This is a genomic window from Bacillus sp. SD088 (assembly GCF_017355205.1).
In the GTDB taxonomy this organism is placed as follows: Bacteria; Bacillota; Bacilli; order Bacillales; family Bacillaceae_C; genus Lederbergia.
The window spans coordinates 55,346-70,502 of the sequence record NZ_JADIJK010000021.1; the positions used below are offsets into that span (position 1 = coordinate 55,346).

The following is a 15,157-nucleotide window of genomic DNA, read 5'->3' on the forward strand; positions in this document are numbered from 1 at the left end:
TGTAGTAGAAATTTATAGAAGGAGGGGTAAAATGCAGCCATTTCCGATCATAAACGGTCAACAACGATATTATCGAAATGCCTACCCTTACGCTTATCCTTATCCTCCTACCCCATATCCAACAAATTATCAACCAGGCATTCAGTACGGAATGAATAACCCTTATGCTGTACCTTATCAAAATCAACAGCCATCTTTACCGCAGAAGCAATATAATAATTCTGCCTATTTATTTCAAAACCCTCTACAATCTGAAGAGGATTATCAGTACAATCACCAAACAATCCCTTATGCAAAAACACATTCACAATTAAATCAAGCAAAACCGGCGAAACCACTCAATTCGGTATTTCAATCATTTAAATCGCAAGATGGATCATATGACTTTAATAAGATGGTGAATACTGCTGGTCAACTCGTAAATGCCATTAATCAAGTGTCTGGAATGGCAAAAGGGATTGGCGGTATGTTTAAGCTCTAAGAAGGAATCGATTTTTTGTGATCGATTCCTTTTTACATTAATCTTTTTCATTTTAATCAATGGATAGCTTTTTTCCACGTTCTTTCGGAATCCTAATATTGAGAATGCCATCTTTGTATTGAGCAACAGCTTTATGTTGGATTGTAGGCTTTGAAAGTGGAATGGTTCTAGAGGATTTTTTCCATAAGCCCTTTTTATAAAAGCCTTGGTTTTTTGTATCTTCTTTTTCATAGCTTTCTTCCTGCTGAACATTAATCGTTACATATTGCGGCAAGATTTCTAGTTCAATTTGTTCTTTTTTTACACCTGGGAGTTGTGCTGTAATGATATATTCCTTACTGTTTTCAGTAAAGTCTACTGGAAATCCTCCGAATGGTTTTGCTTGATTAAAAAAATCGTTCATACTTTGTAAAAGTCCATGATTTGGCGATTCTGTAAATAAGCGATCCATACTGTGAATTAAATGCTGAAAGGGCTCACTTATATTATTCATATTCTTAGGCTTTTCCTTCAATTTTTACACCTCCTACATAGTCTGTTGTATCGTATGAATATTGATTTTAAAGAGTTCAATAAAAAATCCTCAAATTCTAACTTAATGGGGAATAATTGCTCTATCTAGATAATTAATTTCCCGGGCAAGCGCATATTTCGACGGTCTTGTCAAGTGTTTAATCAACTATAGGGATTTACGGTAGAAATTTGTTGATTTTAGTATTTTTTCGTCAGTTGTGCAGATTTAATTCAAGCTGCTCACACTTTAATTCAGAAATTGGGTTTTATGATTAGTACATGTATCCACTAATTTTCATAGGTTATATATGAAAGGAAAAGATGACAAGAGAGAGGAGCTTTTTTATGAATAAAAATTGTTGTACTAAAGTGTTGCCAGCGATTGTTCATCCAACGAAATGTTGTGTGAATCATACGTGTCAAAACTATATCGTTCCAGAAATCCATCCTAGTCATACAACAACAGTAAATCATGAAAATTTTATTCATGAGCATTATTTCCCGCATACCCAGTCTGTTGTGAATAAGGTATCCAATCAACAAGTGATGATGCCAGGTTCAGGGCCAATGGCCGGTGGGCCTATGTCAGGACAAATGTCGGGACCAGGATTTGGACCGCGTCCAGGATTTGGACCAAGACCCAATTTTCCATATTAATTTATTTTGCGAGGACATTATGTCCTCGCTTTTATATTTCTGAACCCATGTAGCCTTTTTTTGACGAAGGTTGGGCCTATAGTCATAGCTTTTGTACAAGTATAAAATAAACCATCTTGAAAAATTGACAAAATGGCATTATTTTGGAAGAATAATGATATGGTAGTGTGAATTTTAAGGTGGTGTTTTGGATTGTTAGCAGATCGACTAAAATTAACTGCTAAAGAAATATTAGAAAAGGAATTTAAAACGAAGTTCCGCGGTTATAAACAAGATGAGGTAGATCATTTCTTAGATCAAATTATTAAAGATTATGAAGCCATGCATCAAGTAGTAGAAGAATTGCAACAAGAAAATACTAAGTTGAAAAAGCAAGTAGGAGAGCAATCACGTCGACAGCCGCCACCAGCACAACCCGCTGGAACGACTAATTTCGACATTTTAAAGCGACTTTCTAACTTGGAAAAACATGTATTTGGCAGCAAATTGGACGAATAATTGTCCATTCTTTTTTTACCACTTGCATGTAGGGGAAAAAAGAGATAAAATAATATCTTGGTATGAATCATAACATCTGGGTAATCGCTGCTCATCGCAGAGGAAAGTCCATGCTCACACGGTGCTGAGATGCCCGTAGTGTTCACGCCTAGCGAAACAATAAGCTAGGGCAGCTAAGATCATTCTTAGTTGACGGCAGGGAAAATACCTACGTTATTTTAATAATATGGTGTTGGTACCTTTAAAGTGCCACAGTGACGGAGCTCTGTTGGAAACGACAGAGGTGGAACGAGGTAAACCCCGTGAGTGAGAAACCCAAATTTTGGTAGGGGAACTTTTTCGCAGGAAATGAACGAAGAAAAAGGCAAGATTAACTTGCAGATAGATGATTACCACCGGAGTACGAGGTCTACCTATGATCGTTTGGAGTACGATGGTACAGAACATGGCTTATAAGATGTTATGATGGAACGCTCACCTTTTATCGGGTGAGTTTTTTTGTTGTTTAGAAAACGTGAATAATACTCTTCCTTACTGAATATACTGTTGAATATGAGGGAGGGGTAGTTGTAATATGACAAATAAATTAACGGAATTTGAAACAATTTCGAAGGCTCTTCAGTCAACATATCATTTATTAGATACAAATAAACAATATGCGCCATCAGCCATGGAGGGACTAAAAGAAGCGGAAGATTGCCTAAACAAAGCGATTGATTACACATTATTTCATCGAAAAGAAAAATAAGCTTCTACATAACAGTTCATTAATCAAAAACAACCCTGTGTGAATCATACAGGGTTGTTTTGGGATTATGGTTTTGGAGATTATAAAATTTTTTGTTCTAATTATAGAGCTGGTGTTTTTTGAATAGCATCTGCGAAGCCTTTTGCTTCAGCCATAAACTGGTTGAATTCATCAATATCCATTTGTTGAGCTGAATCAGAGAGTGCGACAGCCGGATCCGGATGTACCTCAGCCATTACCCCGTCTGCTCCAATCGCTAATGCGGCTTTGGCTGCTGGGAGCAATAAGTCTTTTCTACCTGTAGAGTGAGTGACATCTACTAATACAGGCAAATGTGTTTCTTTCTTCAGAATCGGGACAGCAGAAATATCTAACGTATTACGTGTTGCTTTCTCGTAGGTCCTAATTCCTCTTTCACAAAGCATGATTTGACTATTTCCTTGAGAAATAATGTATTCAGCTGCATAAATGAACTCCTCAATTGTAGCAGACAACCCGCGCTTCAATAAAACAGGCTTTTGGACAGAACCGACTAATTTTAATAGTTCGAAATTCTGCATATTACGAGCACCAATTTGAATCACATCTACATAATCTAAAGCAGATTCTACATCTCTCGTATCAAGGACTTCACTAATGATAGACATTCCTTCTTCGTCGGCAACACGGCGAAGAATCTTTAAGCCTTCAAGTCCCAGCCCTTGGAAATCATATGGAGAAGTTCGCGGCTTGTAGGCACCGCCGCGCATTAAAGATAGACCTTGTTTTTTCATGGCTTGAGCGACAAGCTTCACTTGCTCATAGCTTTCTACAGCACATGGTCCCATAATAAAATGTTGGTTTCCATCTCCTATATTTATATCGTTGACATTGACAACCGTATTTTCTGACTTTTTCTTACGTGATACGAGTAATGCTTTGCGGTTGTCATCCTCCTGAAGTTCCAAGCTTGCTTTTAAAATTTGCTTGAAAATATGTTGAAGGGTTGATGTTTCATATGGCCCTTTGTTATGAGCGGCAACCATATCCATTATTTTTCGTTCTTGAACAGGGTCAAATCGTTTTACACCTTGTGTTTCCTTTTGTCGTCCAATTTCTTTGGAAATTTCTCCTCGTTCATTTAGTAGTTCTAGGATCTCAAGTGTTTTCTTCTCAATCTTGTCACGCAATAATTCTAATTCCGACATCATAAGCCCTCCCAAGTTTTATTGAATATTTCTTCAATACTTCAACGCTGTAAAGCGTGTTAGAATTTTATAAGTTGTTAGCTCAATACGATAGACTGAAACAATTAAATTGTCAATAGAAAATAAAATAAAAATTAGAATATGATTACAATTTTATGTGATAAAGCTGTGATTGACAATCAAAAAATGATAAAAACAATTTGAAAACGCTATCAATAAGACTCTTTTAGAAAATAATGAAATTTTGCTTTACAATGCTTCGACATTGTGATAAAAATTAGATTTAACAATACCTAAAACGGATGTTCAAATAAGAGGATAAAAAGGACCAAGTCGGTTAAATACGCTGACGTCCTGTCAGCAACACCGACACAGGATGTGCCGGGACTTAGTCGAGGATCATATATCCTGCAGTGTCATTTTTATCGCACCTTTTTGAACCTCTTTTAAAAAGCAAAGACGGGGCATAGTAGCTTCATGAATTTGTAGTACCAGAGAACTGATGGATAGTGTGAATCAGTACAATCATGAATGTGAATTACTCTCCCGAGCTTCTTTTTTGAACATTTGAATTCTCAAATTAGTAAAAAAAGACGGTAACAGCCGTTATGTTATAAGAGAGGCGGAAATAAGTCCGCAAATTAGGGTGGTACCGCGTAACATAACGTCCCTGCTTCGGCAGGGGCGTTTTTATTATTTTATCTTTTAGGAGGAATGAAAATGAGATACTTAACAGCAGGGGAATCCCATGGGCCCCAACTTACAACTATTTTAGAAGGTGTACCAGCTGGTCTTGAATTAACCGAGGAAATGATTAATACAGAATTACAAAGAAGACAAAAAGGGTATGGTCGCGGACGCAGGATGCAGATTGAAAAAGATCAAATCCAAATCACGAGTGGAGTTCGTCATGGGATTACAATGGGTGCTCCAATTGCCTTGGTTGTACAAAATAATGATTTTAAACATTGGAGAAAAATCATGGGGGCTGCACCGATTAGCCCTGAAGAACAAGAAGAAGTAAAAAGAAAGATTACTCGTCCACGTCCTGGTCACGCTGATTTAAATGGTGCAATTAAGTATGGTCATCGAGATATGAGAAATGTACTTGAGCGTTCTTCTGCAAGAGAAACAACAGTACGGGTAGCAGCAGCTGCAGTTGCTAAAAGAATACTAGCAGAAGTTGGCATAAATGTTGGCGGACATGTGCTGGAAATTGGTGGAATAAAAGCAGAGAAGTCCTCTTATTCTACGTTAGAAGAATTGCAGGAAAAAACAGAGGCTTCTCCTGTTCGTTGTCTTGATGAAGAAGCTGGAGAAAAGATGATGCAAGCTATAGATGATGCCAAAAAACAAGGGGACTCCATCGGAGGTATTGTTGAAGTTATTGTTGAAGGCATGCCGATCGGCGTAGGGAGCCATGTTCAATATGATAAAAAGCTAGAAGCAAAACTAGCGGCAGCAATCATGAGTATTAATGCCTTTAAAGGGGTGGAAGTAGGAATTGGCTTTGAAGCAGCCCATCGACCTGGAAGCAAAGTCCATGATGAAATCCAATGGACGGAAGAAGAAGGGTATACTCGCCGAACAAATAATGCTGGTGGATTTGAGGGCGGAATGACAACAGGTATGCCAATTGTTATAAGAGGGGTTATGAAGCCTATTCCGACTCTTTACAAACCTCTTGAGAGTGTTGATATTGATACAAAAGAGCCTTTTAAAGCAAGTATTGAGCGCTCTGATAGTTGTGCTGTTCCTGCTGCTAGTGTCGTTGCAGAAGCTGTTATAGCTTGGGAATTGGCTGTTGCTATCGTAGAGCAATTTGGTCATGATCGGATGGATTCGTTAAAGGATTCGATTGAAAGGCATCGAAAATACTCTAAAGAATTTTAATAAGGTGGGAAAAAATATGAATGTAAAAGCTCAGCTTTCAGAGTTGAAAGCATACACACCTGGTAAAACAACAGATGAAGTAAAAAGAGAATATCAATTAGATAAGATTGTGAAATTAGCGTCCAATGAAAATCCTTACGGTTGTTCTCCAAATGTTTTAAAAGCTATATCGCAAACTAATACATTGGCAATTTATCCAGATGGTGCAGCTGTAAATTTAAAAAAGGCCGTTGCAGAACATCTTGAAATCGATCAAGCGAAGTTGATTTTTTCGAGTGGATTAGATGAATTAATTCAAATCATAAGCAGAGCCGTGTTAAGTCCTGAATCGAATACTGTAATGGCGAGCGAAACATTCTCACAATATCGTCATCATGCGATTATAGAAGGGGCTGAAGTGAGGGAAATATCCTTACTAGAAGGCACCCATGATCTAGACAAAATGGCCGAAGCGATTGATGTTAATACAAAGCTTGTTTGGATTTGTAATCCGAATAATCCAACAGGTACATATGTTGCAAAAGAAGAACTGATCCGATTTTTAGATAAAGTTCCGAATGATGTACTTGTGGTTGTCGATGAGGCTTATTATGAATACGTCACGATAAATGATTATCCGCAAACCATCCCGTTGCTAGATGAATACGAAAATGTATTGGTTATGAGAACTTTTTCTAAAGCCTATGGATTAGCGGGAATTCGGATTGGCTATGGGATAGCCTCACCTGCATTAATTAACAAGTTAGATGTCGTTCGTTTGCCGTTTAATACCTCTTCTTTAGCGCAAACAGCGGCAATAGCAGCGTTGGAAGATCCGGAGTTTATTGAGGAATGTGTCATCATTAACACCAATGAATTGCAGAAGTATTATCATTTCTTTGATCAGCACCAAATATCTTATTATCCATCGCAAACGAATTTTATTTTTCTACAATTAAGTGAACCTTCTATAGAGAAAATGTTTCAACAATTGCTAGAAAAAGGGTGGATTGTAAGAAAATTTCCAAAGGGCATTCGGATTACCGTTGGAACAGAACAGGAAAATGAAGAGCTATTAAACATTTTAAAGGAAGTTATTCCAAGGATATAATAGATAGATGAGGCTGTGTGAAGATGAAGGAAAGTAAGTTGGTTTTATTAATTGGTGTCGGGTTGATTGGTGGGTCTGTCGCGCTAGCTATTAAACAGGAGCATCATGCGCGTGTGATCGGTTATGATGTTAATATTGATAATTGTAAGCTTGCCCAGAAGCTAGGTATTATTGATGATTATACGGAAACATATGAAAGTAGTGCAGAAAAAGCAGATTTAATTATTCTTTCCTGCCCAGTAGAAATTGCAGAAGGCTTTCTTGAGAAATTAGCAAAGCTTTCTTTAAAAGAAGATGTCCTTATTACGGATGTAGGGAGTACGAAAGCGCGGATAATGGAAAGAGCGGAACGCCTTTTTGGCCGCTCAAATGTTTATATTGGGGGGCACCCAATGGCAGGTTCACATAAGATTGGACCAGGAAGTGCAAAGGCGCATTTATTTGAAAATGCTTATTATGTTTTGACACCCTCCCAAAATGCAAATGGGAGAGTAGATCAATTAAAAGAGTGGCTGAAAGGTACAAAAGCCCATTTCATTGTGATGGATCCTAAACAACATGATCTAGTGACCGGAGTTGTTAGTCATTTTCCGCATGTTGTAGCGGCGAGCCTAGTACGACAAGTACAAGGTCATGCCGCCCAGGATAAAAATATTCAATTTCTTGCAGCAGGTGGTTTTCGAGATATAACACGAATTGCTTCAAGTAGTCCAGTGATGTGGAGGGATATCGTCCAACACAACCAACCGGTTCTTCTTTCGTTACTTGAAGAATGGATAAATGAAATGAATACTGTTAAGCAATTGATTGAGAGTGGAGATGCAGATCCATTATTTGCTTATTTTGATGGGGCAAAGCAATTCAGGGATTCGCTACCTGTACGTGCGAAAGGCGCCATTACATCATTTTATGATTTATTTGTTGATGTTTTGGATAAACCGGGTGTTATTTCGGATATTACCACCATCCTTGCTCAGAAATCGATTAGTATAACGAATATCCGGATTATTGAAGCGCGAGAGGATGTCTATGGTGTCCTTAGGATTAGTTTTCAAACAGAAGAGGATATGGAATCTGCTAAACAATTATTAGAAAATGAAGGGTATGAAACGTACATCAGTATGTAAGGAGGGAAAATATTGGAAACACAAAGCGCAAAAATTTCCCCACTAAGGGGCACGATCAAAGTACCAGGTGATAAATCGATTTCCCATCGATCCATTATGCTGGGGTCCATTGCGAAAGGAAAAACTACTGTTCATGGACTTTTAACAGGGGATGATTGTCTTCATACAATTGAATGCTTTAAACAGATGGGTGTTCATATCTATCGTGATGGAGAATACGTCGAGATTGAAGGAAGAGGAGTAGATGGATTAATTGAACCAATGGATATATTAGATGTTGGTAATTCAGGTACCACCATTCGTTTGATGCTTGGGATATTATCTAATCTCCCATTCCATTCCATTGTGAAAGGGGACAGTTCCATTGCCAAAAGGCCGATGGATCGAGTAACTAATCCTTTGAGACAGATGGGAGCCAATATTGATGGACGTGATAATGGCAAGCTAACCCCACTAGCTGTGAGAGGGGGAGGTTTATCAGGCATTGACTATATTTCGCCTGTTGCAAGTGCCCAAGTGAAGTCCGCTATTTTACTAGCTGGTCTGTTTGCAAATGGTATGACAAGTGTAACGGAACCTGAGGCTTCGCGTGACCATACTGAACGGATGATTCAAGCATTTGGTGGAGAAGTGACAACCACTGGCTTGAAAAAGACGATTCGTGGGCAACAGCAATTAAAAGGAACAACCATTACTGTGCCTGGTGACATCTCATCTGCTGCTTTTTTCCTTGTGGCTGGCTCTATTATTCCAGATAGTCATATTACATTGAAAAATGTAGGCATTAACCCTACTAGGAGTGGAATTTTAGATGTACTAAAGGAAATGGGAGCAGATGTAGTGATTGATCAGCTACACGACCAAGTTATGGAGCCCTATGCAGATCTTACTGTAAATGCTTCTTCTTTAAGGAGCGTGACAATAGAAGGGGACATGATTCCAAGGCTGATTGATGAAATTCCGATACTTGCTCTAGCTGCTACACAGGCTGAAGGTACGACCATTATTAAAGATGCGGCAGAATTAAAGGTGAAAGAAACGAATCGAATTGATACAGTTGTGGAAGAATTAAAGAAAATGGGTGCAAAGATCGAAGCAACATCAGATGGAATGAAGATTTATGGTAAAACTTCTTTGCATGGCGCCAATGTGAATAGTCATGGTGATCACAGAATTGGCATGATGTTGGCGATTGCTAGTTGCCTTACACATGAAAAGGTAGAGATTGAGGATAAAGAAGCCATTACGGTGTCTTATCCAGGATTCTTTCAACAATTAAAAGCTTTAACAATTTGACAATGATGATGTCTTTGCCCCAATTTAAAAGGAGAGTCATCAGATGCCCCGTATAATTTCGGTCGGAACTGCAACACCTGAATTTGTTGTTCATCAAGAAGAGACAATGCAACTCGCCAAACGGTTATTTTCCGATTCTATGAAAGAGATTGATCGTTTATTAAAAGTGTTTAAAAACGGAGAAATTAAAAAAAGACATTTTGTTAAGCCTTTAGATTGGTATACAGAACCGCATTCTTTTTCTGAAAAAAATAACGTGTTTATTGAATCAGCAGTAGGACTTTGTCTTACTGCTATTCGGGATTGTTTCGCACAGGCAAAGACGAAAAGGGTAATCGCTTATGATGAGATTGATGCGATTTTTCTAATTAATACGACTGGCCTATCCACTCCTAGTCTAGATGCAAGAATCATCAATCAATTGCCATTTTCCTCCCAAACGAAAAGAATTCCCATTTGGGGATTAGGCTGCGGAGGAGGGGCTAGCGGCCTATCGAGAGCCCATGAATACTGTCTTGCTTATCCGAAGGCAAAGGTCTTGGTTGTAGGAGTAGAATTATGTAGTCTTACATTTCAGCTGAATGATCGAAGTAAAAGTAATTTTATTGGGACCTCACTTTTTTCCGATGGAGCGGCGGCTGTGTTGATTGGAGGCGAAGATATTCCTTACGATGAACTGGTTGACCGATCATTGCCGGCAATTATAGAGACGCAGTCAACTATTATGAAAGATTCACTTGATGTGATGGGATGGCAATTTGAAGATAATGGGTTTTATGTTGTTTTTTCTAAGGACATTCCGACCCTTGTCAGAAATTGGCTTCAGCCCGTGATGCTACAATTTCTTGAGCAAAACAATCTGAACGAAGCTGAAATCGCTCATTTTATTGCTCACCCTGGCGGTAAAAAAGTAATTAAGGCGTATGAAGAAGCTCTGCAATTGCCAGAAAGTAAAACCGCCCAATCATTGGAAATACTAAAGGAGTATGGAAATATGTCTTCTGTGACCGTTTTCTTCGTGTTAGAACGTTTTATGAACCAGTCAATATCTTTTGGGGATTATGGAGTCATTGCCGCCTTGGGGCCCGGTTTTAGTTCTGAATTGTTGTTACTAAGGTGGGAGTAGAGATGTTTTTTCTGATAATCCTTACTTTGTTGCTGATCCAAAGATTAACCGAATTATTCATAGCTAGACAAAATGAAAGATGGATGCTACAACATGGAGCCATCATCTACGGACAAAGCCATTATCCTTATATGATTCTTCTTCATGTTGGTTTCTTTCTGTTTTTCACCGTCGAGGTGGTTATTTCTGGACAGAGGCCCGCACGTTTTTGGCCAATCTTTTTAAGTGTCTTTTTTCTTCTCCAATTCGCGCGTTATTGGGTGATTATCTCACTAGGCAAATATTGGAATACAAAGATTATTGTTTTGCCGAATGCTGCTCTTATTCGCAAGGGACCTTTTCGATTTATAAAACATCCAAATTATATGATTGTTACATTGGAACTTTTGGTTGTCCCGCTTATGTTTCAGGCATATATAACCGCAATTCTCTTTTTCTTTTTGAATCAATGGATGCTTTTCATTAGGATTCGTAAAGAGGATCAGGCTCTTCAACAAAATTTGGCTGGAAATAAGTAAATAAATAGTGGTGTTGTCGCGGTTTGGCGGCAGTCTGAGATTTCGGTAATGCTTTCAAGTTCAATGATTTTCAGGTAGAATAGATCTAATTAAATGAAAAGTATTAAAAATGTGTGTTCAAAAATGAGGATAAAAAAGACCAAGTCGGCTAAAAGCGCTAACGTCAATTGTAAACGGCTGACACTAGCACATCCTGTACGTCAGAAGTTCGAGGCGAAGAAGTTTCGAGCACAAGGAAAGCTTTCCGAATCCACAATGCACGAAGAAAAGCGCAAGACTTGTAGTGGAAGACTGACTTCCGTGTTGCCTACAGGACGTGTCGGCACTTAGTCGAAGAGCCTTTACCCGAAGTGTCATTTTTACCGAACTTTCTGAACATCCTGTAAAAGAGGAGTTTGCTTAATCCATGGATAACGTTTTATTAACTTCAAGCCGGGAACACCAGCTTGAACAGGCTCTAACATTGTTGGAACGCTTCAAACAACATGAAGATCAAGAAAGAGTCGAGAAAACATTAAAACTAATTGAAAAAATATATAAGCAAGAAACAGTGATTGCTTTTAGTGGCCATTTTTCAGCTGGAAAATCAACAATGATCAACCAACTAACAGGGGAGAACATTTTACCATCAAGTCCAATTCCTACAAGTGCAAACATTGTGAAGGTTCATCGCTCGGAAAAGGACTTTGCTAAAGTGTATAGTCATGATGCACCGCCGCTACTTTTTACTGCACCATACGAATTCACTGCAGTACAAAACTATTGTAAAAAAGAGAATATTACCGAAATTGAAATAGGCAGGAAGGGTTTGGAACTTCCTGATGGTTTAACGATCATGGATACGCCTGGAATCGATTCTACTGATGAAGCGCATCGTCTTTCTACAGAATCTGCTTTACATATTGCGGATGCTGTTTTTTATGTGATGGATTATAATCATGTTCAATCAGAACTGAATTTTATGTATACAAAAAATCTGCTACGACATGGGGTTAGACTGTATTTAATTATTAATCAAATTGATAAGCATCAATCTGAAGAATTATTTTTTCAAGCTTATAAACAATCGGTGCTTGATGCGTTTGCATTCTGGAATGTCCGACCTGCTGGAGTCTTTTTTACAACCTTAAAACAAATGAAGCATCCAGAAAACGAATTTACTTCGGTCAAAATGATGATTCAAGATATTTTCTCACATCAAGTTGAATGGAGCTTAGCTGCTTTTACTTCTTCTTTTAACAAATTGGTAGAAGAGCATGAAGAGTGGCTTGACGAAAGCTTTCAAAATGAGGCAGTAGGCTTGAACCAAGAGATTTCTCTCTTTGCTCAGGATCACCAAGATGTTTTTCAAACAGAAGATAGGTTAAAAAATAAAAAAAGGCAGATAGTAGATGGACTGGAAACACTTGGGGATGAGTATACAACAGAATGTGAAAAAATATTGCATAATGCTTATTTAATGCCTTATGAAACAAGGGAGTTGGCAGAACAATTTCTTCAAGCAAAACAAACTGATTTTAAAGTCGGTCTATTATTTAGCAAAAAAAAGACTGAAGATGAGCGCAATAGACGACGACAAGAATTTACAGAAGTCTTAACGAAACAAGTGGACTCACAAATTGTGTGGCATTTACGACAGTTGGCTAATGCGGTCCTTGATAAGGAAGAGGCCAATAATAGGGAATGGCAAGAAAACGTGCAGTCTCTACAGGTGAACTGGTCTGAAAAGCTATTGGATGAAACGGTAAAAAAGGGAGCTGGTGTAAATGGCCAATATGTCCTGCAATATTGTGAGGAAATAGCGGAAAGGATCAAGCGGCTCGCAAAAAAAGAGTGGGAGCAATTTTTGGAACCTGTCATCACCCATAGGCAAGAGAAAATGATAAATACACTCGAAAAACTAGATGAGCAACTCATCACTATTTCAAATGCGTCAAGAGCGAAACGACAGCTCGATCAACTAGAAGATTTATATACGAAAATGAAGCAGGAAATCACTGTCTTAACAGGGACCGAGGCAAATACTTTACAAAAACTACGTGAACAATGGAAAAAATCTGCAGAGAACTTCACCATTTATCAAGAGGATGAGCAAGAGGAAAATGTAAAGAAGGATAGCGGTACGAACGTACCAACCCATGAAGATGAAACACAGGTAAATATACTTGAATCGTCTCAGGTGATCCAGCAATTAGAACGTATGATCCAGTTATTGCGAGAAGATCACTATTTTAAAAGAATCAGATCCCAATTACAAGATAAAGTAAAAACGTTAACTGAACGAAATTATACGATCGCTTTATTTGGAGCATTTAGCGCAGGGAAATCTTCTTTTGCTAATGCCTTGTTAGGGAAGGCAGTACTACCAGTTTCCCCAAATCCGACCACAGCAGCCATCAATCGAATTTGTCCACCAACAGCAGAATATACACATGGTACGGCTGTTGTTAGTTTAAAAAGTGATCAGGATATGTTGGCTGATGTAAATAAGTCATTATCGTATTTTGATCAACCTTGTTTGTCTTTAACAGATGCTTATCAAAGGGCGCTTAATCTAACCATTGCTTCGAATCAAAATGAGAAGGAGAAAGTCCATCTTTCGTTTTTAACGGCTTTCCAAAAGGGATTTCTCGATCACAAGCACCAATTAGGGCAAACATTCAAGACAGATATGGAAAATTTCCGGGAGTACGTAGGAAATGAGGCGCAATCCTGTTTTGTTGAATCGATTGATCTATACTATGACTGCTCATTTACAAGGCAAGGCATTACGCTAGTGGATACACCTGGGGCAGATTCGATTAATGCGAGACACACAGGTGTAGCCTTTGATTACATTAAGAATGCAGATGCTGTATTGTTTGTCACTTATTATAATCATGCCTTTTCAAAAGCGGACAGGGAATTTTTGATCCAGTTAGGACGGGTGAAGGATAGTTTCGAATTAGATAAAATGTTTTTCATCGTTAACGCAATCGACCTAGCTTCTTCCCAAACTGAAATGGAGGAAGTGCTTGATTATGTTAAGAGTGAACTTATTCAAAATGGGATTCGTTTTCCAAAAATATTTGGTCTTTCAAGTAAATTAGCGCTTCATGATCTAGATCGAGAAAAATCCCAAATCGATCTGTTTCAAACGGCATTTGATCATTTTCTCCAACATGATTTGCAGAAAATGGCAGTACAATCCGCAAAAATAGAGTACAACCGTACTTTACAATTTTTAGATCAGCTGATTAAAACAGCAAATGAGGATCAAGAGCTCAAAAACGAACGTCATAAAGAGTGGCAGCAGGCCAAAACAGAAATGTTAGATATATTGTCTAACGATCATGTTAAAGTTTTATCACAACAAATGGAGCAAGAGGTAGAGGAATTGACCTTTTATGTGAAACAAAGAGTGTTTTATCGGTTTCCGCAATTTTTTAAGGAAGCCTTTAATCCAGCTATATTAAAGAAAAATGATCGCTCTTTGCTACAGAAATGCTTGCAAGAACTATTAGATACTGTTGGTTATGACTTTTCACAAGAAATGCGTGTCACTTCTTTAAGAGTGGAGAAATATACTCAAAAATTACTAGCCAACTTTTATTCCAATTTGCAAAGAGAACTACAAGCCATTAAAGCAGATATAACTTTCTCACAAATGGAATGGAATGCTATTCCAACACCTGAATTTGCAGCAGCTTTTGCCGATAGTGAAAGAAAACCATTTGAAACTCAGTTTAAGTATTTCCGTAATCCAAAAGCTTTTTTTGAACAAGATGAGAGGAAAAAAATGGAGGAAGCCTTTCTTGAGATACTCTCTCCTTTAGCTGATGACTATTTACAACAGGAATATAAACGGATTACCAAAGTATATCTACATTATCTTATTCAAGAATATGGTAGCTTAATCAATAATGCTGAGCAGGAAGTTCTGGACCAGTTTGATTCATGGTTTGAGGCTTTAGAAGGCCAAGAAAATTTAGCTGAATGGATCAAAATAAAAGAAACACTACCACTTATGTGAGGAGGATCTGC

The 15,157-nt window shown here is 38.1% G+C and carries 13 protein-coding genes, 1 other RNA gene and 1 other annotated feature; of the genes, 12 read left to right on the forward strand and 2 right to left on the reverse strand.

The genetic code is table 11. From position 1 onward, the window contains the following. Nucleotides 1–31: 31 nt before the first annotated feature. The gene (locus IPU53_RS17505) at nucleotides 32–481 is read left to right on the forward strand and encodes a YppG family protein (RefSeq protein WP_207452303.1); all 450 of its coding nucleotides are present in this window, start codon (nucleotides 32–34) and stop codon (nucleotides 479–481) included. Between the two features lie 52 nt (nucleotides 482–533). Here IPU53_RS17505 and IPU53_RS17510 read toward each other — a convergent pair whose 3' ends face one another. Further along, nucleotides 534–995, reverse strand: a complete 462-nt coding sequence (locus IPU53_RS17510; protein ID WP_207452304.1) for an Hsp20/alpha crystallin family protein — start codon at nucleotides 993–995, stop codon at nucleotides 534–536. Nucleotides 996–1,339: 344 nt separating this feature from the next. Between IPU53_RS17510 and IPU53_RS17515 the strand changes: the two genes are divergently transcribed. The 4 genes from IPU53_RS17515 (at nucleotide 1,340) to IPU53_RS17530 (ending at nucleotide 2,897) form a co-directional block, all read left to right on the forward strand. Next, a complete protein-coding gene (locus tag IPU53_RS17515; protein WP_207452305.1) occupies nucleotides 1,340–1,651 on the forward strand; it encodes a spore coat protein in 312 nt (103 codons plus the stop codon). A gap of 192 nt (nucleotides 1,652–1,843) precedes the next feature. After that, entirely contained in the window at nucleotides 1,844–2,149 is a 306-nt protein-coding gene (gene gpsB, locus IPU53_RS17520; protein ID WP_207452306.1) for a cell division regulator GpsB, read from the forward strand. 72 nt (nucleotides 2,150–2,221) lie between these two features. Continuing rightward, nucleotides 2,222–2,607, forward strand: an RNA gene (gene rnpB / locus IPU53_RS17525) — RNase P RNA component class B. Between the two features lie 116 nt (nucleotides 2,608–2,723). Next, on the forward strand, nucleotides 2,724–2,897 hold the full coding sequence (locus IPU53_RS17530; RefSeq protein WP_207452307.1) for a hypothetical protein: 174 nt from the start codon (nucleotides 2,724–2,726) through the stop codon (nucleotides 2,895–2,897). Nucleotides 2,898–2,998: 101 nt separating this feature from the next. On the opposite strand, the gene IPU53_RS17535 is transcribed toward IPU53_RS17530, so the two are convergent. Further along, nucleotides 2,999–4,087: a bifunctional 3-deoxy-7-phosphoheptulonate synthase/chorismate mutase gene (locus IPU53_RS17535; RefSeq protein ID WP_242698384.1), complete on the reverse strand. Its 1,089-nt coding sequence runs from the start codon at nucleotides 4,085–4,087 to the stop codon at nucleotides 2,999–3,001. A gap of 444 nt (nucleotides 4,088–4,531) precedes the next feature. Beyond that, nucleotides 4,532–4,759: a binding site (T-box leader), on the forward strand. Nucleotides 4,760–4,804: 45 nt separating this feature from the next. Between IPU53_RS17535 and aroC the strand changes: the two genes are divergently transcribed. The 7 genes from aroC to IPU53_RS17570 all read left to right on the forward strand — a co-directional run bounded on the left by aroC (nucleotide 4,805) and on the right by IPU53_RS17570 (nucleotide 15,146). Next, nucleotides 4,805–5,977, forward strand: coding sequence for a chorismate synthase (gene aroC / locus IPU53_RS17540; protein ID WP_207452308.1), 1,173 nt, complete (start codon nucleotides 4,805–4,807; stop codon nucleotides 5,975–5,977). Between the two features lie 16 nt (nucleotides 5,978–5,993). Continuing rightward, nucleotides 5,994–7,067, forward strand: a complete 1,074-nt coding sequence (gene hisC / locus IPU53_RS17545) for a histidinol-phosphate transaminase (protein WP_207452309.1) — start codon at nucleotides 5,994–5,996, stop codon at nucleotides 7,065–7,067. 23 nt (nucleotides 7,068–7,090) lie between these two features. Further along, nucleotides 7,091–8,194 (forward strand): prephenate dehydrogenase, encoded by a 1,104-nt coding sequence (locus IPU53_RS17550; RefSeq protein WP_207452310.1) that lies wholly within the window; start codon nucleotides 7,091–7,093, stop codon nucleotides 8,192–8,194. Between the two features lie 12 nt (nucleotides 8,195–8,206). Next, nucleotides 8,207–9,490 (forward strand): 3-phosphoshikimate 1-carboxyvinyltransferase, encoded by a 1,284-nt coding sequence (gene aroA / locus IPU53_RS17555; protein WP_207452311.1) that lies wholly within the window; start codon nucleotides 8,207–8,209, stop codon nucleotides 9,488–9,490. Nucleotides 9,491–9,533: 43 nt separating this feature from the next. Continuing rightward, on the forward strand, nucleotides 9,534–10,616 hold the full coding sequence (locus IPU53_RS17560; protein ID WP_207452312.1) for a type III polyketide synthase: 1,083 nt from the start codon (nucleotides 9,534–9,536) through the stop codon (nucleotides 10,614–10,616). Nucleotides 10,617–10,618: 2 nt separating this feature from the next. Then, the gene (locus IPU53_RS17565; RefSeq protein ID WP_207452313.1) at nucleotides 10,619–11,134 is read left to right on the forward strand and encodes an isoprenylcysteine carboxyl methyltransferase family protein; all 516 of its coding nucleotides are present in this window, start codon (nucleotides 10,619–10,621) and stop codon (nucleotides 11,132–11,134) included. Between the two features lie 406 nt (nucleotides 11,135–11,540). After that, nucleotides 11,541–15,146 (forward strand): dynamin family protein, encoded by a 3,606-nt coding sequence (locus IPU53_RS17570; protein ID WP_207452314.1) that lies wholly within the window; start codon nucleotides 11,541–11,543, stop codon nucleotides 15,144–15,146. The last annotated feature ends 11 nt before the right edge of the window (nucleotides 15,147–15,157 follow it).

What these genes read in the sequence shown, in the direction of transcription:
- IPU53_RS17505 (WP_207452303.1), top strand. Translation starts at nt 32, where the DNA reads ATGCAGCCATTTCCGATCATAAACGGTCAACAACGATATTATCGAAAT.
- IPU53_RS17515 (WP_207452305.1), top strand. Translation starts at nt 1,340, where the DNA reads ATGAATAAAAATTGTTGTACTAAAGTGTTGCCAGCGATTGTTCATCCA.
- IPU53_RS17530 (WP_207452307.1), top strand. Translation starts at nt 2,724, where the DNA reads ATGACAAATAAATTAACGGAATTTGAAACAATTTCGAAGGCTCTTCAG.
- IPU53_RS17535 (WP_242698384.1), bottom strand. Translation starts at nt 4,087, where the DNA reads ATGATGTCGGAATTAGAATTATTGCGTGACAAGATTGAGAAGAAAACA.
- aroC (WP_207452308.1), top strand. Translation starts at nt 4,805, where the DNA reads ATGAGATACTTAACAGCAGGGGAATCCCATGGGCCCCAACTTACAACT.
- hisC (WP_207452309.1), top strand. Translation starts at nt 5,994, where the DNA reads ATGAATGTAAAAGCTCAGCTTTCAGAGTTGAAAGCATACACACCTGGT.
- IPU53_RS17550 (WP_207452310.1), top strand. Translation starts at nt 7,091, where the DNA reads ATGAAGGAAAGTAAGTTGGTTTTATTAATTGGTGTCGGGTTGATTGGT.
- IPU53_RS17560 (WP_207452312.1), top strand. Translation starts at nt 9,534, where the DNA reads ATGCCCCGTATAATTTCGGTCGGAACTGCAACACCTGAATTTGTTGTT.
- IPU53_RS17565 (WP_207452313.1), top strand. Translation starts at nt 10,619, where the DNA reads ATGTTTTTTCTGATAATCCTTACTTTGTTGCTGATCCAAAGATTAACC.
- IPU53_RS17570 (WP_207452314.1), top strand. Translation starts at nt 11,541, where the DNA reads ATGGATAACGTTTTATTAACTTCAAGCCGGGAACACCAGCTTGAACAG.